The sequence below is a fragment of the Chryseobacterium ginsengisoli genome (genome assembly GCF_039542325.1).
Classification (GTDB): domain Bacteria; phylum Bacteroidota; class Bacteroidia; order Flavobacteriales; family Weeksellaceae; genus Chryseobacterium; species Chryseobacterium ginsengisoli.
This window is the reverse complement of the sequence record NZ_BAABHX010000003.1, coordinates 634,053-651,957: the sequence shown is the minus strand read 5'-3', so window position 1 is coordinate 651,957 and position 17,905 is coordinate 634,053. Positions and strand designations below refer to the sequence as shown.

The 17,905-nt window shown below is 34.9% G+C and carries 16 protein-coding genes; 7 read left to right on the top strand and 9 right to left on the bottom strand.

Annotated features, from left to right (window positions below; genetic code table 11):
• Positions 1 to 3: 3 nt before the first annotated feature.
• The 3 genes from rplD to ABD940_RS12215 all read right to left on the bottom strand — a co-directional run bounded on the left by rplD (position 4) and on the right by ABD940_RS12215 (position 2,263).
• On the bottom strand, positions 4 to 633 hold the full coding sequence (gene rplD / locus ABD940_RS12225; RefSeq protein ID WP_345204170.1) for a 50S ribosomal protein L4: 630 nt from the start codon (positions 631 to 633) through the stop codon (positions 4 to 6).
• Positions 624 to 1,247 (bottom strand): 50S ribosomal protein L3, encoded by a 624-nt coding sequence (rplC, locus tag ABD940_RS12220; RefSeq protein ID WP_345204167.1) that lies wholly within the window; start codon positions 1,245 to 1,247, stop codon positions 624 to 626. Before rplC ends, rplD begins: the two co-directional genes overlap by 10 nt.
• Positions 1,248 to 1,498: 251 nt before the next feature.
• The gene (locus ABD940_RS12215; RefSeq protein WP_345204164.1) at positions 1,499 to 2,263 is read right to left on the bottom strand and encodes a DeoR/GlpR family DNA-binding transcription regulator; all 765 of its coding nucleotides are present in this window, start codon (positions 2,261 to 2,263) and stop codon (positions 1,499 to 1,501) included.
• A 115-nt stretch (positions 2,264 to 2,378) separates the two neighbouring features.
• On the opposite strand from ABD940_RS12215, the gene ABD940_RS12210 reads away from it, so the two are divergent.
• From ABD940_RS12210 to ABD940_RS12180, 7 genes are all read left to right on the top strand, one after another.
• Positions 2,379 to 3,968 (top strand): glycerol-3-phosphate dehydrogenase/oxidase, encoded by a 1,590-nt coding sequence (locus ABD940_RS12210; protein ID WP_345204162.1) that lies wholly within the window; start codon positions 2,379 to 2,381, stop codon positions 3,966 to 3,968.
• Between the two features lie 19 nt (positions 3,969 to 3,987).
• Entirely contained in the window at positions 3,988 to 5,484 is a 1,497-nt protein-coding gene (gene glpK / locus ABD940_RS12205) for a glycerol kinase GlpK (protein WP_345204159.1), read from the top strand.
• A 15-nt stretch (positions 5,485 to 5,499) separates the two neighbouring features.
• Positions 5,500 to 6,240 (top strand): MIP/aquaporin family protein, encoded by a 741-nt coding sequence (locus ABD940_RS12200; protein ID WP_345204714.1) that lies wholly within the window; start codon positions 5,500 to 5,502, stop codon positions 6,238 to 6,240.
• A gap of 18 nt (positions 6,241 to 6,258) precedes the next feature.
• Entirely contained in the window at positions 6,259 to 7,059 is an 801-nt protein-coding gene (locus ABD940_RS12195; RefSeq protein WP_345204156.1) for a hypothetical protein, read from the top strand.
• Positions 7,060 to 7,210: 151 nt separating this feature from the next.
• Positions 7,211 to 7,624: a hypothetical protein gene (locus tag ABD940_RS12190; RefSeq protein ID WP_345204154.1), complete on the top strand. Its 414-nt coding sequence runs from the start codon at positions 7,211 to 7,213 to the stop codon at positions 7,622 to 7,624.
• On the top strand, positions 7,624 to 8,601 hold the full coding sequence (locus ABD940_RS12185; protein ID WP_345204151.1) for a hypothetical protein: 978 nt from the start codon (positions 7,624 to 7,626) through the stop codon (positions 8,599 to 8,601). Before ABD940_RS12190 ends, ABD940_RS12185 begins: the two co-directional genes overlap by 1 nt.
• Positions 8,602 to 8,721: 120 nt before the next feature.
• The gene (locus ABD940_RS12180; RefSeq protein WP_345204149.1) at positions 8,722 to 11,421 is read left to right on the top strand and encodes a hypothetical protein; all 2,700 of its coding nucleotides are present in this window, start codon (positions 8,722 to 8,724) and stop codon (positions 11,419 to 11,421) included.
• Positions 11,422 to 11,487: 66 nt separating this feature from the next.
• On the opposite strand, the gene ABD940_RS12175 is transcribed toward ABD940_RS12180, so the two are convergent.
• From ABD940_RS12175 to fusA, 6 genes are all read right to left on the bottom strand, one after another.
• Positions 11,488 to 12,615, bottom strand: a complete 1,128-nt coding sequence (locus ABD940_RS12175; RefSeq protein WP_345204146.1) for a T9SS type A sorting domain-containing protein — start codon at positions 12,613 to 12,615, stop codon at positions 11,488 to 11,490.
• A gap of 51 nt (positions 12,616 to 12,666) precedes the next feature.
• Positions 12,667 to 13,665 (bottom strand): reprolysin-like metallopeptidase, encoded by a 999-nt coding sequence (locus tag ABD940_RS12170; protein WP_345204144.1) that lies wholly within the window; start codon positions 13,663 to 13,665, stop codon positions 12,667 to 12,669.
• A gap of 236 nt (positions 13,666 to 13,901) precedes the next feature.
• Positions 13,902 to 14,402: a low affinity iron permease family protein gene (locus ABD940_RS12165; RefSeq protein ID WP_345204141.1), complete on the bottom strand. Its 501-nt coding sequence runs from the start codon at positions 14,400 to 14,402 to the stop codon at positions 13,902 to 13,904.
• An 86-nt stretch (positions 14,403 to 14,488) separates the two neighbouring features.
• A complete protein-coding gene (locus ABD940_RS12160) occupies positions 14,489 to 15,313 on the bottom strand; it encodes a GLPGLI family protein (RefSeq protein WP_345204139.1) in 825 nt (274 codons plus the stop codon).
• A gap of 146 nt (positions 15,314 to 15,459) precedes the next feature.
• Complete coding sequence (gene rpsJ, locus ABD940_RS12155) at positions 15,460 to 15,765, bottom strand: 30S ribosomal protein S10 (RefSeq protein WP_002661363.1); 306 nt, start codon at positions 15,763 to 15,765, stop codon at positions 15,460 to 15,462.
• 18 nt (positions 15,766 to 15,783) lie between these two features.
• Positions 15,784 to 17,901 carry an elongation factor G gene (gene fusA, locus ABD940_RS12150; protein ID WP_345204135.1) on the bottom strand — a complete coding sequence of 706 codons (2,118 nt, stop codon included), beginning with the start codon at positions 17,899 to 17,901 and terminating at the stop codon, positions 15,784 to 15,786.
• Positions 17,902 to 17,905: the final 4 nt, after the last annotated feature.

The following is a 17,905-nucleotide window of genomic DNA, read 5'->3' as shown; positions in this document are numbered from 1 at the left end:
GATTTATTTCTTTAAATTTTCCTGGAATTTTTCAACTGCACCTTCGAAGAATACAACTTCACCTGCATTTACTATATCATAAGAACTAACTTCGTTGAAGTTCATTACTTTAGTTTTAGGTAAGTTTCTTGAAGATAAATACACATTCTTATTAGCTTCAGGAAGAATGAACAAAGATTTTTTACCGTTCAATGCCAAAGCATCCAATAATGTAATGAAATCTTTAGTCTTAGGAGCATTTAAGCTCATATCTTCTAAAACTCTGATGCTGTTGTCTCTCATTTTCTGAGATAAAACAGATTTTTTAGCTAATCTCTTAAGAGCTTTGTTCAATTTGAATCTGTAGTCTCTAGGTTTTGGTCCGAATACTCTACCTCCACCTCTGAAAGTTGGAGATTTAATATCACCATATCTAGCAGAACCAGATCCTTTTTGCTTCTTAAGCTTTTTAGTAGAAGCAGTAATTTCGCTTCTTTCTTTTGATTTATGAGTTCCTTGTCTCTGTGCTGCAAGGTACTGCTTCACTTCTAAGTAAACCGCGTGCTGATTTGGCTCAATTCCGAATACTGATTCGTCTAGAGTTACTTTTCTTCCGGTCTCTTTTCCTGATGTATTTAATACTACTAGTTCCATTTTCTGATAATTACATAAGAATTTTTAGCTCCCGGAACAGCACCTTTTACTACTAAAAGATTTTGTTCTTGATCCACTTTTAATACTTGAAGGTTTTGAACAGTTACCTGCTTACCTCCCATTCTTCCAGCCATTCTCATCCCTTTGAATACTCTTGAAGGGTCAGATCCAGCACCGATAGAACCTGGAGCTCTAAGTCTGTTGTGCTGACCATGAGTTGCCTGCATTACACCTCCAAATCCGTGTCTTTTAACAACACCCTGGAAACCTTTACCTTTAGAAGTACCAGTTACATCTACATATTCACCTTCAGCGAATAGATCAACCTTTACTTCTTCTCCTACTTTCGCCTCAGAGAACCCTTCGTGGAATTCTACTAATTTAGCTTTAGGAGCAGAACCAGCCTTTTTAAAATGACCAGCTAACGCTTTACCAACGTTCTTCTCACTCTTGTCATCGAAACCTAATTGCACGGCTGTATAACCGTCAACTTCTAAGGTTCTGACCTGTAAAACCGAGCATGGACCAGCTTGAATAACTGTACAAGGAATGTTTTTTCCTTCTTCGTTAAACAAAGACGTCATACCGATTTTTTTACCAATAATACCTGACATTGTTTATGTTATAATAAAATTTATCCTTTATTTATCACCATTTTTGGGAAGTCTGAAGTAATTTCTACTTTTGATATAGGCATACTACGCTCCTAAAATGAGTGTGCAAATTTATGAATAATTTTATAACTGACAAATATTTAATGCAAAATATTTTGATTTTTAATCATTTAGGTAAATTTGGAAAAATTCGGATGAAATTTTCGCTGAAATATTTTTGATTTACAGAAAATTTAAAAATAAGTTGATTTTTACTTAATAATTACACTTACTCCAATTTCCTCAAGGTTATTTTTATCTTCTTCTAAAATCTCATTATCTGTGATCAAATAATCTATTTTATCCAAAGGAGCGATTTTACCGAAACCTTTTACATTCAATTTTGAAGAGTCAGCAAGAATGACAACTTTTTCGGAACACTCAATCATTAATTGATTTAGATGAGCTTCTGCGGCATTAGAAGTACTGATTCCGAAATCCATATCGATTCCGTCGACACCAAGAAACAATTTATTACAGGAGAATTGCTTTAGAATACCTTCAGAAATGGAACCTACAATAGAAGTCGAGCTTTTTCTCACTTCACCTCCCAATTGTATAATATTAATGTTAGGATTATTACAAAGTTCGATCGCAACACGTAAAGAAGAAGTCAGAACAGTCAAAGGACCGAAATTCACCAGCATTCTCGCCAGATAATGCATCGTCGTTCCGGAAGCAAGAATAATGCAGTCATTTTCCTGAATTAATGATAAGGCAGTTCTTGCAATATTTTGTTTTGCTTCCACATTAATATTTTCCTTTTCGCCAACGTTTTTTTCGTACGCATATCTTACATGCTTACTCGCACCTCCATGATTTCGAAAAAGCAGCCCTAAACTTTCAAGATAATTAAGATCCTTTCGAATCGTAACAGACGAAACATTAAACTTCTCACATAAATCCTGCACAAGAACATGATCCTTTTCATCCAGCTCCTTCAGTATATCATTATGTCTCGGCAGTAATTTTTCCATTTCGTTTCGTTTCATCAAAAATACCAATTTTATTTTGATTCGAAAAATTTCGTTTATTTTCTTTTTGGTTTCGTTTTAAATTCATACATTTGAAAACGAAACATAACGAAATATTATGAAACGAAACGAAGAACTCAGCAAATTAACCACCGTAAAAGAATGGGACTTTCTAATCATCGGCGGAGGAGCGAGTGGTTTAGGTTCGGCATTAGACGCTACAAGCAGAGGATTTAAAACGTTACTGTTGGAATCTCACGATTTCGCGAAAGCGACTTCCAGCAGAAGTACAAAATTGGTACACGGAGGAGTAAGATACTTAGCACAGGGAGATATTGGTTTAGTAAAAGAAGCTTTGAAAGAAAGGGGCTTACTGGCAAAAAATGCAGCTCATGTTGTAAAAAATCAGTCTTTTATCATTCCAAATTATACTTGGTGGGGAGGAATTTATTATAAAATAGGACTTTCGGTTTACGATTTTCTTGCAGGAAAATTAAGTTTAGGCAAAACGAAATACATCAGCAAATCAAAAACAATTGAAAAAATTCCAACTATTGAACAGAAAGGGTTGGCAAGCGGAGTTGTTTATCAGGACGGACAGTTTGATGATGCAAGACTGGCAATTAATTTAGCACAAACCATAACTGAAAAAGGAGGAACTGTAATTAATTATATTAAAGTGATTAATTTAATTAAAAATAATTCCAATAAAATAATCGGAGTGCTTGCTGAGGATCAATTCACGAAAGAGCAATTCGAAATCAAAGCGAAAGTTGTTATCAACGCAACTGGAGTTTTCACGAACGACATATTAAATATGAACAATCCGAAACACGGAAAATTCGTCGTTCCAAGTCAGGGAATTCATTTAGTCTTAGATAAATCTTTCTTAAAAAGCGACGACGCCATCATGATTCCTAAAACATCAGACGGAAGAGTTTTGTTTGTTGTTCCATGGCACGACCGAGCTTTGGTAGGAACAACCGATACTTTATTGGAAAACGAAAGTTTCGAACCGAGAGCTTTGGAAGATGAAATTAAATTTGTTTTAAATACCGCAAGACAATATTTAGCTAAAAAACCAACGCGTGAAGATGTAAAATCTGTTTTCGCAGGACTTCGACCTCTTGCCGCCCCAAAAGACGGAAGCAAAAGCACAAAAGAAGTTTCGAGAAGCCATAAAGTGGTAACATCCGACACCGGATTGGTTTCCATCATCGGTGGGAAATGGACGACTTATCGTAAAATGGCAGAAGACACAATTGATGAAGCAATGAGAGTTCACAAGTTAGGAACAACAACTTCCAAAACAGAACATCTTTCGATTCATGGAAATGTGGAACCTGAAACGGTGGACAGAACCAATCATTTATATGTTTACGGAGCAGATATTCCGGAAATCAAAAAATTACAACAGAGCAATCCTGAATTTTCAGAAAAAATACATCCTGATCACCCATTCACAGTCGCAGAAGCAATTTGGGCTATCCGAAGCGAAATGGCACAAACCATTGAGGATATTTTAGCACGAAGAGTCCGACTTTTATTTTTAGATGCTAGAGCAGCGATAGACAGTGCACACAAGATCGCTTTCATTATCGCAAAAGAAAACGGACATTCTGAAGAATGGGCAACCGAACAGGAAAGAGAATTTATCGAATTGGCGAAAGGATATTTATTGACTCCTTATTCTCCAAGATCTATTTAACCTTATTTAATGTCACAGCATGAGTGAAAAGTTAATTCTCGCTCTAGACCAAGGTACGACTTCGTCAAGAGCCATTTTATTCAATCACAGCGGAGAAATAGAATTTGTTTCTCAGAAGAGTTTTGAACAGATATACCCCACTCCGGGTTGGGTAGAACATGACCCCAATGAAATTTGGTCTTCTCAGGTTTCCGTAGCGGCGGAAGTTATCGCCAAAGCCGGAATTTCTGGAAGAGAAGTTGCCGCAATCGGGATCACCAATCAGCGTGAAACAACCGTCGTCTGGGATAAAGAAACGGGAGAACCCGTCTACAATGCGATTGTTTGGCAAGACAGAAGAACGTCTAAATATTGTGACGAATTAAAAGAACAAGGTCATGCTGAAACGATTAAAGAAAAAACAGGTCTTGTATTAGACGCTTATTTCTCAGCAACAAAACTGAAATGGATTTTAGACAATGTAGAAGGTGCAAGAGAAAAAGCAGAAGCAGGAAAATTATGTTTCGGAACAGTTGATACTTTCCTTGTCTGGAAACTGACACGTGGAAAAATGTTCATCACCGATGTTTCGAATGCGAGCAGAACTATGCTTTTGAACATACACACTTTAGAATGGGATAATGATTTATTAGAATTATTCAATATTCCAAGAGCAATTTTACCGGAAGTAAAACAAAGCAGTGAAATTTACGGAGAAACTGCCACTACTCTATTTTCAACTAAAATTCCGATTGCGGGAATTGCAGGAGATCAACAAGCAGCGTTGTTCGGACAAATGTGTACGACTCCGGGAATGGTAAAAAATACTTACGGAACTGGCTGTTTCCTTTTAATGAATACAGGAACCGAAGCCGTTGCATCAAAAAACAATTTATTGACAACTGTTGCATGGAAAATTAATGGAGAAGTGAATTACGCTTTAGAAGGAAGTGTTTTCGTAGGCGGTGCAGCAATCCAATGGTTGAGAGATGGTTTAAAACTAATCAATTCTGCGGAAGAAGTAAATACTTTAGCACAATCTGTTGAAAATAACGGCGGTGTTTATTTCGTACCTGCTCTTACAGGTTTAGGCGCTCCTCATTGGGATCAGTATGCTCGTGGAACAATCGTTGGCGTAACCCGTGGAACAACAAACGGACATATCGCAAGAGCAACTTTGGAAGGAATTGCTTTTCAGGTTTATGATATTGTAAAAGCCATGGAAGCAGATTCTGGAAGAGAAAGTTTGGAATTAAGAGTTGACGGAGGAGCTTCTGCAAGTGATATTTTAATGCAGATTCAATCTGATATTTTCGGATTTAAAATTACAAGACCAAAAACTTTGGAAACAACAGCTTTGGGAGCAGCTTACCTTGCCGGACTTGCCGTTGGATACTGGAAAAATATTGATGAAATACAATCTCAATGGATTGTTGATAAAGATTTCCATCCGCAATTGGAAAAAGAGAAAGTTGATAAAATGGTCAACACGTGGAACAGAGCGGTTCAGCGTTCTCAAAACTGGATCGAAGATTAATCACATTTAAAACAAATTAAAACTATGACTCCATTTGTAGCAGAAATAATCGGCACAATGCTGATGATCCTTTTAGGAAACGGCGTAGTAGCCAACGTTGTTTTGAAAGACACCAAAGGAAATAATTCCGGATGGATCGTGATTACCACAGCTTGGGCTTTGGCGGTCTTTGTGGGCGTGACGGTTGCAGGACCAGTCAGCGGAGCACATTTGAATCCGGCGGTAACTTTAGGTTTGGCCTTTGCAGGAAAATTCTCTTGGGATTTGGTTCCGACTTATATTGCAGGAGAAATGATTGGGGCAATGTTGGGAGCTTTTCTTGTTTGGCTGTTTAATAAAGATCATTTTGCCATCACAGAAGATGAAGGAGCGAAACTGGCATGTTTCAGTACAGGTCCTGCAATCAGAAAACCAATTTCAAATATCATTAGTGAAATTATAGGAACTTTCGTTTTGGTTTTTGTGATTTTCCATTTTGCAGATCCGAATCTAAACTTAAATAATGATCCGAGCGCAAAAATCGGTTTAGGAACCATTGGAGCTTTGCCTGTTACGCTTTTAGTTTGGGCAATCGGTTTGTCTTTGGGTGGAACAACAGGTTATGCCATCAATCCGGCTAGAGATCTTGGCCCAAGAATCATGCATGCTATTCTTCCGGTAAAAGGAAGTAGTGACTGGGGTTACGCATGGATTCCAATTGCAGGACCTATCATCGGGGCAGCTCTTGCGGCGCTATTGAATCTAGCTTTAAGTTAACTACACACAGTTTACACAATGAAAAAACTCTTTTATATATGCCTGGTTTTACTAGGCACAGGGAATCTTTTTGCCCAGGAAAATACGGAAGAAAAGGAAGACAGCAGGTTGGATTTCACAGCAAATATTCAGAACAATCACCTTTGGAGAGGTTTCATTATTACTGATAAACCTGTTGTGATGGGAAATCTTTCCTATGCTTTAGATAAAGACAAAAAATGGAAAGTCGGAATTTGGGGAGCGTCAGCTTTAACGGATGATAAAGACGATACCCATTACAAGGAAATCAATTATTATGTACAGTTTTCCAACGGAAGATTTTACATTGGATTGTGGGATTTGTTTAATTCAAGAAACATCAATACGGCAGTTGCTTCGGATGATATTTTTAATTATTCCAACAGAAGAACAGCTCATATTATTGACTTGAGAACGAATTATACTTTTGGACCTTCATTTCCATTAAATATTGAAGCGGATATTATGTTGTATGGTGGAGCTAATGCAGGTGAAGTTGTTTTGGAAGAAGACGGAACTTATAAAAAGAATAAATATTCTACCTACGTTCAGGCAAGTTATCCTGTGATTAAAGATAAAAAAGTAAATCTTGATGCTTTTGTAGGAGCTGGTTTTGCTTTAAATGATAAAAACTTTCTGTACGGAAACGGAACGAACAGTTTTGATATCGTAAATGTTGGTGTAAAAGCAACTAAATCGCTTAAAATTACGGATCACTACACTCTGCCTGTCTCAATGATGGCGATGTGGAATCCTTCAAATAAATTTGCGAGAATACAACTTGCCGCAACGGTATTTTAAATTTAAAAATTGTTAGTATTTACAAACCATTCCAGTATTGGAGTGGTTTTTTGTTTTTATTAATCCGCAAAAGCCTTTATTAAAAGTAATCACCGTGATTTTACGGTTTAATTTTTGCTGAGATATTTCTAATTTTGAGAAAATTTATAATATGAAAAAGGTTTTGGGTTTATTCCTTTTCTGCATCTGTATTCTTTCGTTTGCACAATCGAAAGTGCCGTTCACAGGAAAGCGTGATTTTAATATTGAACAGGGAGTAAGCGGAACGGGAACTCCTTCTTATTATCTTGATGTGAAAAATAATGGAGACGTCTACTTTGGTTTTATACAAATCAATCAGGCAGATGGAACTGAAACGAAAGAAGAAATCAATGCAGGAAAATACAATCCGAAAGTGATGAAAGTATATTTCAAAACGTACAACGAAACCTTTTATGTAAAATTCGATAAGGAAAAAATCTATCTTACCGACGAAAAAGGAAAAATCAAAAAATCAGACGACTGTTGTCCTGTTTCCGAAATAGCTGAGCAGAATTGCGAATGTGGAGCCACACTATATCAATAATGAAAGCTTTAAAATTTCTACTTATTTTTCTCATCATTTTTTCATGCTCGAAAAAAGAGAATCATTCGTACACATTTTATTATTGGAAAACGAAACTAGCCTTAGATAAAACAGAAAAGGAAGTTTTGAATAAAGCGACAACGCCTTATTTATACACCCGATTTTTTGATATCGATAAAATCAGCGGGAAATTTCAACCGGTTGGAACCATTACAAAAGACCAAAGTTTTGAAACCGATAAACAGATCGTTCCCACCGTTTTTATTACCAACCGAACTTTTCTGTATATCAGCAAAGAAGAAATTACTTTTCTGGCGAAAAATATTAAAGATTTAATTCAAAAGAAAACCTCAGAATATCATTTGAAGACCAGTCGTGAAATTCAGATCGACTGCGACTGGACGGCTGGAACGAAAGATGATTATTTTACATTTTTAAAAGAATTAAAAAAGATTTCAGGAAAAGAAATCACCTGCACGCTACGACTTCATCAGGTAAAAGATAAAGCACAAACAGGAATTCCGCCTGTTGAAAAAGTGTATCTGATGTGTTATTCCACTTCTTCGCCGTTAGAAAATTCAGATAAAAATTCAATTCTTGATGTGAATATATTGAAAAGTTATTTATCGAAAATCGATGAATATCCTATTAAGAAAATTGAAGTTGCACTGCCTATTTACTCTTGGGGAATTGTAACCAATTATTTAGGAAAACACAAACTCATTAATGCTTTATCTGAAAAAGATCTGGAAAACCCCAATTTTAAAAAAATCTCTGAAACGGAAATTGAAATCCAGAAGGACGGATTTTACTTTGGAAATTATTTAAATAAAGGTTTTAGAATTAAAATTGAAGAAATTTCAGATGAACAACTTCATGAGGTTGTCGATTTTCTTGAGAAAAAAATAAAACATTTCAATATCGTTTATTATCAATTAGATAGTAAATTTGTTACAGGACAGAATTTTAATTTTTAATTATAAGATCTGTGAAATCAATGGTCAAAAAAAAATATTTACCACTGATTTCACAGATGACTGCATTGAATTTCTTTCTTAAATATTAAAACTATAAACTCAAAAAACACCATAAACAATATGAAAAAGTATATCCTTTCACTTGCTGTATTATCGCTTTTTTATACAAAAACGGAGGCTTGTGCGTGGTCTGATCCGGATTATGAATACTTTAATCTTTTTACACAAAGTATCATTAAGGACAAATCTTACCTTCCGTTTCTTCACAGCTATTCGACAAGATTTTATTCTGATTTCAAAGCTTCGCAAATTCCTGATGAAAATATCTATTCATGGAAGAAGTTTTTCAATAATCAGCTTAATTACGCAGAAGCTGATTATCTGGTGAATAAAATGAGCATCAATGATTTGAATGCATTAAAAAAAGGAAATCTGAATAATCAATTATTAATAAAATTAGGAGCTGATTTTTATCAAAAATATCATGAAGGAATTGATTATCTGATCGAAGCAAAATATCTTGAGCCTTACATGAAAATTAATTATGTGGAAAGTGCCGATTCTTTTTATTACAGAGAAAACGAATCGGATAAAAATGCAACTCAACTTGACTACAATAAAACAATTGCCGCATTAACATCTTTGTACAACGCTGCAAAAAATCCAGAAATCAAGCAGCGGTACGGATTTCAGCTGGTTCGTTTTAATCATTATACAAGAAATTACGATGCAGCAACTCAGGCTTTCAAGACATATGTTGAGCCGATAAAACTGAAAGGTGCGCCTTACATCATGGCTCTCGATCAACTTGCGGGAGCACAACGAGGTTTGGGAATGAACAGCGATGCCAATTGGAATTTTTTCCAGGTTTTCAAAGACAGTAAAAGCCGTAAAGAATCTGCATTCGTCTCGATGAAGCTTTCGGATACTGCTTCTTTTAATAATATTTTAAAAAGAGCCGGAACGAATGACGATAAAAATATGGCATATTTTCTTTTAGGATACGAAGATTTCAACAACCCGATTCCGATTATGGAAAAAATGTTTGAAATTGATCCTGATTCGGAGATTCTGAAAGTGATGGCGGTGAGAAGCATCAATGAACTGGAAAGAAGCTATCTTCCGGTTTATTATTATACTAATGATGATCAATCGACGGTTCAGGTTAATAATTCAATAAAAAATACAGATCAGGCAAAAGCTGAAACGACAGAACCTAAAAAAGAAGAACTTTCTTTCTGGCAAAAAATTGTAAGATTCTTTAGGAAACTTTTTGGTTTGAAAGATAAAAGTCCTGAAGAAATTAAAGCTGACCAAAGTGACGATCAATTACTAGACAATCCAAATAGAATTCCTGTTTTCACGAAAAATAATTATTGGTACGATGATAAGACAAAAGACTTTTTGGATGATCTGGAAAAATTCACCGATAAAACGAAAGAGAAATCTAAGGATGAATATTGGCAAATTGCTGATGCTTATCTTAAGTTTTTGAAAAAAGATTACAAAGAAAGCACTAAAATTTTAAATGATATTAAAACTTCTAATCCTGAGTATCAAGAGCAAATCAAAAGAATGAAAGTTCTGAACGATATTGTTTCCCAGCCCAAAATTGATGCTGAATACGAAGATCATTTAATGAAAGACTATGCAGAATATTTTGTGGATAAACCTGAAGTAAAAAAAGACAGCACGGAAGCCAATGAATATGATTATTATGGTGAAGTTCCTTCTACAAAAGACTTTTTAAAAGATGTTCTGGCCAACCGTTATTTCCTACAAGGTGAAGACGGAAAATCGTTTTTAATGAATAATAAACTTTCTGATCTTCAATACAATCCGAATTCCACTTTGGTAAAAAGTGTGGAAGATTTTTATAGAAAACCGAATAAGACTCAGTTTGAAGAGCAAATTATTTCTAAGAATATTAATGATGTCGGAAATATTGATGCTTTCTTTGCGGTAATTTATGGTGATAGAGCCATGAGACAGGCTGATTTTGAAAAAGCTAAATCTTATTATGCAAAAGCACAAGGTTTCACCGGGATTCCAAGATCAGAATGGAATTATGATGCTAAAAAACAGACACCTCTTAAATATGCTTCTAATGTTTATAATGGTTTCAATAATATTTCCGATTTAGTTTTTGGTCATAATGTCTGGGAAAGTTACCAAAGTTCGCCTGATGAAAGTATGGAAAAAGAAGATTATTCACAATTTCCTTTTATTAAGCCTACGATGAATAAACTGGAATTGGTAGACGCATTAATTCAGTTGAAAAAAATCGGAGTCGGAAAAGATGAAAAATCTGCAACTGCTAGTCAATTAATAGGAAATTTATTATACAACACTTCTATTTTAGGATATTACAGACAGATATTCGTAATGGATATTGATAATTCTGATGGTGGAAAGTATAGTTTTTACAATTGGGAAAAGGAAAATCCTTATCAATATTATTATAAAAATTTCCCCAACACGATTTATATTGAACAAGATAATTTTGATCTTGCCATTAATTATTATAAAAAGGCTTTGAATGAATCGACCAACAAAGAACAAAAAGCGAGAGTTCTTTTCCAAATGGCGAGTGCTGAACAAGGAAAATATTATCAATATGAAAGAAAAACCCCTTCGAAAGTTAATTACTCGGATCCGAAATACAGTGAAAAAAGTGATGCTTACAAAAAAAATATGGATCAGATTAAAAACCAACAATACAGAACCTATTTTGCAATGCTGAAAACTCAATATGCGAACACCGAAACTGCAAGAAGCTTGATGGGAAGTTGTTCTTATTTTGATTATTTTATGAAGTAATTCAATTTCACTTCATAAAAAAACCTCTGAAAAATCAGAGGTTTTTATTTTGCTTTTATTTAAAATTTATTTTTTAACAAATTTATTTTTAAGAGTTGTTCCATTTTCATCAATGCTTATGAAATAAACACCTTTTACTAAATCTCTTACTACAATTTTACCGTCTCCAATTAAACCTTTAGCAATTAATTGTCCAGGTGCATTGTAAATCTCATATGTTGATTTTGGAGAAATATTTTTAACATTTAATACATCATCAACAGGATTTGGATAGATCTGAACAGTTTTCACATTTCCAACTTCGGCTGTTGCTAAAGTTCCAACATTGTTCTGTTTTACCGCATAGAAAACATTACCAATCGCAGAAACTCTTATGTGACCGATTTTACCAGCCAAAGCTGCAGGAACAAACACACTTGCTGATCCTGAATTCGGTACAGATGCTGCTAAAGTTGTCCATGTAGCACCACTATCATAAGTATAATCAATTTTCACATTTGCTACATTATACGGAGAAGCTGTCGTTCCTGAAACCACCCAAGTTATGGTAGAATTAGCATTCGGAGTTAAAGTTGCAGCATTTACTGTAAACGCAGCTGCAGATCCGACTACAATAGTTTGTGTTGCATAAGCTGTTTGAGCTTGTCCACCAACTTTATTATCTCTAACCGTAACTCTGAAATTAGTAGTTCTTGCAACTGTAGATGCTGCTTCAAAGTCTGTTGTATTTTTAACAGCTCCGCCAAGAACTGTGGCTAATTTAGGAAAATATCTTGTAGGGCTAGAAATTGGCGACCAAGATCTGAAATTTGCACATGAACTTGTATCACCGATCCCTTCTGCTGTTCCGTAACCATTAGCTACTCCTGCAACCTTACCTAGACCTCCATCCAGTATACTTGCATCCATTTGTTCCCAACAATACGTTAAAGCATCACCATCTGGATCAGTAGCATTTGCTGTTAAAACAAAAGCTGTGGATTTTGGAATCGTATATGTTGTTGCCATTGCAGCTACGACAGGTGGATTATTTGTAATATCCGTCTCAACATCTACTGTTACAGATGTCAAGTTTGCTTGTACCTGATCTATACTTGCACTATGAAAATACGGATCAAAATGAGCCTGAACGTCAGTATTAGTTCCTGTAATTCCTGCATATCCCATAATTGTAGATCCAAATCCTGTTTCCATCTCTTTATTCAGGTATTGCTCATAAAAGCTATATGTATGAGAGTCACCTAATTAATGTCCCATTTCGTGAGCTACATAATCAATATCAAAATTATCTCCTTGTGGTGCACCCGTTCCTGGAGAAGTAATACCACTTCCTTTATAATTATCAGGATAACGATATGTTGCTGAAGTACATCCCGTGAAAGATCCAGTATAAGTACTATATGTAACAGTATTACTTCCTATACAGCCTATACAACCTGCATCACCGCCGCCGCTTCTTCCGAATAAGTGACCAATATCAAAACTAGCATCAGTAACACCATAAGTTCCTCCATGCAAAACATTCATAAGCTCATAATTCCATTTACACATATTAGTAGCATTGCTATATGGGTTTGTCGTTGAATTATGAGTAGAAGAATCTGTAAATATAAGATTAGGAGCATTTACCATATTAAGATGTAAATTGAACTCTTGCTCAAATACTCCATTTACTCTTGTCAGTGTAGCATTCATTTGGGTAAGTGCTCCAGCTGTACCTCCAAAATAAGCACCATATTCTCCCGTAACCGACAAAGCTAATTTAAGGGTATGATATTTTTTATTTCCAGATTTTTCAGCAGCTCCATTTTTAAACATTGTATTTAATCGCTCAACAGATGCCGGATCTTCTTTTGTACTACAAGTAAAGGCTTTTTTACTTGTTTTTCCATGAATAGAATAAATTGTTTTATCAGCAGAAGCAGGTTCTATAAATTCGTATTTTCCATTGCTAATAATCATTGACTGGAAATCATTTGGAGCAACACTAAATCTGATGTATTTCGTAGGATCATCAATTCCCACACCGACATAAGAACCTAATTGGTATTGGTTTGCTAATGTCTCGTCTATTACAGGAAAACTATTTATAGCAAATTTTTCAATCTTCTCATCTAATGTTGGAATATTGATTGTTATCTTTCCTCCATCACCAATTTTTTGAGCTCTTGAGAGTTGAGTTCTTATCTGACTGATATCCAAACTATAATAAATTGAATTATCACTTTTTTTTTGTAATATCATTAGTCGGAACTGTTTTATTCCACTGTGCATTTACCATTGAACCAGCAATCGCCAGCAACAGAAAGGGTAATCTTGTTTTCATTTAAATAATCTTAAGGTAAGCAAATTTAGGATGTAACAGCATATTTTGAACAAAAATTTTAATTTCGTAAAAAATTAAAATTTTTATTCAACCAAACTATCAAAATTAGATATTTCAATATATTTAATTAATTTAACATAAATAAAAAAGGAAATCAAATTGATTCCCCTTTCTGTTGTTTCTTATGAAGCCATTCTTCATGTTTCTTTTTAAAAAATTCGTGTTTGTAATCTTGATTTCTTTTGGCTGCGTCAATAGAATGCGATGTATGAATGTCGGCATCCTCTTCTGCAAAATCCGAAAGTTTTTCATAGTAACAATGAAGCTGATCCAGTTCTTTCTCTGTTAGATCTTCAATATCTACAATTCTGTTGCTCGCTTTTTCGTTTGCAGCAATCAATTCATTTAATTTTATCTGAATAGCTTTTGAATCTTTATTTTGAGCTTTTTGAATTAAAAAAACCATCAGGAAAGTTATAATCGTAGTTCCTGTATTAATGACCAGTTGCCATGTTTCAGAATAATTGAAAACAGGTCCGGAAAATGCCCAAGCAATTACGATAAATGTTGCTCCGAGAAAAGCGTAAGAACTTCCTGTAAATTTTGTTGCCCAATCTGAAAATCTTTCAAAGATGCTTTTGTCTGGTTTAGCCATTTTCAATAGTTTTAATATTAGTTTAAATATCAAAAACTCCGCCGAAACAGCAGAGTTTTGAGGTTAATTTAATTGGTTGATTTTGGTTAGTATTTTATTGCCTTATCGATTTCGATAGGATTATTATTTTTCTTTATGTTATTCTGTAGTTTTTCTGATAGATCTTTGAATTGCTCGGGACTTTTCACTTCAATTCCCATAACCATAAAACGTGCTTCAGGGTTTTTATTGTTTTTATAATGTTCTTTGAATTCATGCAAAGGATCATTATAGCTGTCGAGCATCATTTTTTTAAGTTTCGTTTCAGAAATTTTCACAGGATTCTGTCCTCCGAAATGTTCCAGAATATCTCTTGTTTCGTAGGTTTTTGCAAGTTTATAGCTTTTAATCAATGAAAATCTGAAATTATCTTTATCATCATATATTTCAAAAATTAATCCCGGTAAGCCTCTAAATTTGTAAGGTCCTTCATTTAAATTGATATCTTTTGTAAACCAAGCGGTCCAATTTCTTCCACCAAATCTTGTAGTAGCTTTTTGCAAAGTATAATTACCCGATATTTTTGTTTCGTTAGAAAGATTCCAGTTTATTTTATCTTCTGTATCTACGACAAATATATTCTGAACAAGCACATAATTTGAATTTACATTAGAATTTTTCTTTCTTATCACTGCAGGAGTATCGTCCCAGATAGAACTACTTTCACCTCTTGTTTTATTTATAGAATCTGTTTTTACATACTCATAATTATAGAATTTTACATTTTGTGGATTAATATCCAGTACCATATTGGCATTTCTTTTTTCTGTAGAAGTAGAATCTGTTTTAAAATGATATTCGTAAACAAATCTGTGAGTCTGCGCTGTAATTGATAAGCTAAACATTAGCATAAACAATAGAATCTTTTTCATAATAATATTTTTTACAAATATACAATTTAAATAGAACCTTGCAATACATAATAGTATTAAAATAAAAATATAAGTTTAGAACAAAATAAAAATCCGTCCCTCGAAAGGAACGGATTTTATTATAATCATTGCAAAGTATGCAATTATCACACTTTAATTTCAACGTCTACACCTGAAGGAAGTTCTAATTTCATTAGAGCATCAACAGTTTTAGAAGAAGAAGAGTAGATATCCATCAATCTCTTGTGAGCTGATAATTGGAACTGCTCTCTTGCTTTTTTGTTTACGTGTGGAGATCTCAACACAGTGAAGATTCTCTTATTCGTTGGCAATGGAATTGGTCCGTTTACAACAGCACCAGTAGCCTTTACCGTTTTTACGATTTTCTCAGCAGACTTGTCTACCAAGTTATAATCGTAAGATTTTAGTTTTATTCTGATTCTTTGTGACATTTCTTGTACTTTAAAAAATTAACCTTTTGCTTTAGCAATGATATCTTCAGCAACGTTTTGTGGAGTTGGTAAGTATTTCTCTAATTCCATAGAAGAAGTAGCTCTTCCTGATGAAAGTGTTCTTAGAGTCGTTACATATCCAAACATTTCAGAAAGTGGAACTGAACCTTTGATAACAACGGCACCGTTCTTTTCTTCTTGTCCACTGATCGTACCTCTTCTCTTGTTAAGGTCACCAATGATGTTACCCATATATTCTTCTGGAGTTACAACCTCCAATTTCATAATAGGCTCCATGATTACTGGCTTAGCAGCACGTCCCGCTTCTTTAAATCCTAATTTAGCAGCTAATTCGAAAGAAAGAGCATCAGAATCCACTGCGTGGAAAGATCCGTCTTTAAGAACTACTTTAATACCTTCAACTTCGAAACCAGCCAAAGGACCGTTTTTCATTGCAGCTTTAAAGCCTTTTTCAATAGCAGGAACAAATTCTCTAGGAACGTTACCACCTTTGATCTCGTTAATAAATTCCAGACCAATTTTACCTTCTTCAGCAGGTCCTAATTCAAATACAATATCAGCAAATTTACCTTTACCACCAGATTGTTTTTTGTAAACTTCTCTGTGTTGAGCAACTTTTGTAAGATTTTCTTTGTATTCAACTTGAGGTTGTCCTTGGTTTACTTCAACTTTGAATTCTCTCTTCATACGGTCAACAATGATATCCAAGTGAAGCTCACCCATACCAGAGATAATCGTTTGTCCAGAAGCCTCGTCAGTTCTTACAGTAAATGTAGGATCTTCTTCAGCCAATTTAGCTAATGCGTTACCCATTTTATCCTGGTCAGCTTTAGTTTTAGGCTCAACAGCGATACCAATTACCGGATCAGGGAAAACCATCGATTCTAGAACGATTGGGTTTTTCTCGTCACACATTGTATCACCAGTTTTGATAGATTTGAAACCTACAGCAGCACCAATATCACCAGCTTCGATATATTCTACCGGATTTTGCTTATTAGCGTGCATCTGATAGATTCTTGAGATTCTTTCTTTATCTCCTGAACGAGTGTTCAAGATATAAGAACCTGCATCTAGTCTTCCAGAGTAAGCTCTGAAGAATGCTAATCTTCCTACGAAAGGATCGGTAGCAATCTTAAATGCTAATGCAGAGAAAGGCTCATCTACAGATGGTTTTCTTGTGATTTCAGCGTCAGTTCTTGGGTCAGTACCTTTGATATCATCTTTATCCAATGGAGAAGGCAAATATTTACATACTGCATCCAACATAAACTGTACTCCTTTATTCTTGAATGAAGAACCACAAGTCATTGGGATAATAGATAAATCGATAGTAGCAGCTCTCAATGCAGCATTGATTTCTTCTTCTGTAATTGAATCCGGATCTTCGAAGAATTTCTCCATCAAAGTTTCATCATATTCAGAAACAGCTTCTACTAATTTCTCTCTGTATTCAAGAACTTCATCCTTCATGTCTTCCGGAATTGGAACTACCTCGAAAGTAGCACCTTGTCCAGCTTCATCCCAGATGATCGCTCTGTTTTTGATCAAGTCAACAACACCTTTGAAATCTTCTTCAGCACCGATTGGTAAAACGATTGGAACTGCGTTTGATCCTAACATTGTCTTAACCTGGTTTACCACGTTAAGGAAGTCAGCACCTTGTCTGTCCATTTTGTTTACGAATCCCATTCTTGCAACTTTGTAGTTGTCAGCAAGTCTCCAGTTTGTTTCAGACTGAGGCTCTACTCCATCTACTGCAGAGAATAAGAATACCAATCCATCCAATACTCTAAGAGATCTGTTTACTTCTACTGTGAAGTCAACGTGTCCCGGTGTATCGATGATGTTGAAGTGGTAAGGTTTAGTTTCAGCTAATGGCTTACCTTGGTCTGTTGGGAAATTCCAAGAACAAGTAGTTGCAGCAGAAGTAATAGTAATACCTCTTTCTGCTTCCTGCTCCATCCAGTCCATTGTAGAAGCACCATCGTGAACTTCACCAATTTTGTGGTTTACACCAGTATAGAATAAAATTCTTTCTGTAGTAGTAGTTTTACCAGCATCAATGTGCGCAGCAATACCAATATTTCTTGTAAATTTAAGATCTCTACTCATTTCT

Excerpts from the sequence above, each read along its gene's own strand:
- rplD (WP_345204170.1), bottom strand. The coding sequence starts at position 633 with ATGGAACTAGTAGTATTAAATACATCAGGAAAAGAGACCGGAAGAAAA.
- rplC (WP_345204167.1), bottom strand. The coding sequence starts at position 1,247 with ATGTCAGGTATTATTGGTAAAAAAATCGGTATGACGTCTTTGTTTAAC.
- ABD940_RS12215 (WP_345204164.1), bottom strand. The coding sequence starts at position 2,263 with ATGGAAAAATTACTGCCGAGACATAATGATATACTGAAGGAGCTGGAT.
- ABD940_RS12210 (WP_345204162.1), top strand. The coding sequence starts at position 2,379 with ATGAAACGAAACGAAGAACTCAGCAAATTAACCACCGTAAAAGAATGG.
- glpK (WP_345204159.1), top strand. The coding sequence starts at position 3,988 with ATGAGTGAAAAGTTAATTCTCGCTCTAGACCAAGGTACGACTTCGTCA.
- ABD940_RS12195 (WP_345204156.1), top strand. The coding sequence starts at position 6,259 with ATGAAAAAACTCTTTTATATATGCCTGGTTTTACTAGGCACAGGGAAT.
- ABD940_RS12190 (WP_345204154.1), top strand. The coding sequence starts at position 7,211 with ATGAAAAAGGTTTTGGGTTTATTCCTTTTCTGCATCTGTATTCTTTCG.
- ABD940_RS12185 (WP_345204151.1), top strand. The coding sequence starts at position 7,624 with ATGAAAGCTTTAAAATTTCTACTTATTTTTCTCATCATTTTTTCATGC.
- ABD940_RS12180 (WP_345204149.1), top strand. The coding sequence starts at position 8,722 with ATGAAAAAGTATATCCTTTCACTTGCTGTATTATCGCTTTTTTATACA.
- ABD940_RS12175 (WP_345204146.1), bottom strand. The coding sequence starts at position 12,615 with ATGGAAACAGGATTTGGATCTACAATTATGGGATATGCAGGAATTACA.
- ABD940_RS12170 (WP_345204144.1), bottom strand. The coding sequence starts at position 13,665 with ATGATATTACAAAAAAAAAGTGATAATTCAATTTATTATAGTTTGGAT.
- ABD940_RS12165 (WP_345204141.1), bottom strand. The coding sequence starts at position 14,402 with ATGGCTAAACCAGACAAAAGCATCTTTGAAAGATTTTCAGATTGGGCA.
- ABD940_RS12160 (WP_345204139.1), bottom strand. The coding sequence starts at position 15,313 with ATGAAAAAGATTCTATTGTTTATGCTAATGTTTAGCTTATCAATTACA.
- rpsJ (WP_002661363.1), bottom strand. The coding sequence starts at position 15,765 with ATGTCACAAAGAATCAGAATAAAACTAAAATCTTACGATTATAACTTG.
- fusA (WP_345204135.1), bottom strand. The coding sequence starts at position 17,901 with ATGAGTAGAGATCTTAAATTTACAAGAAATATTGGTATTGCTGCGCAC.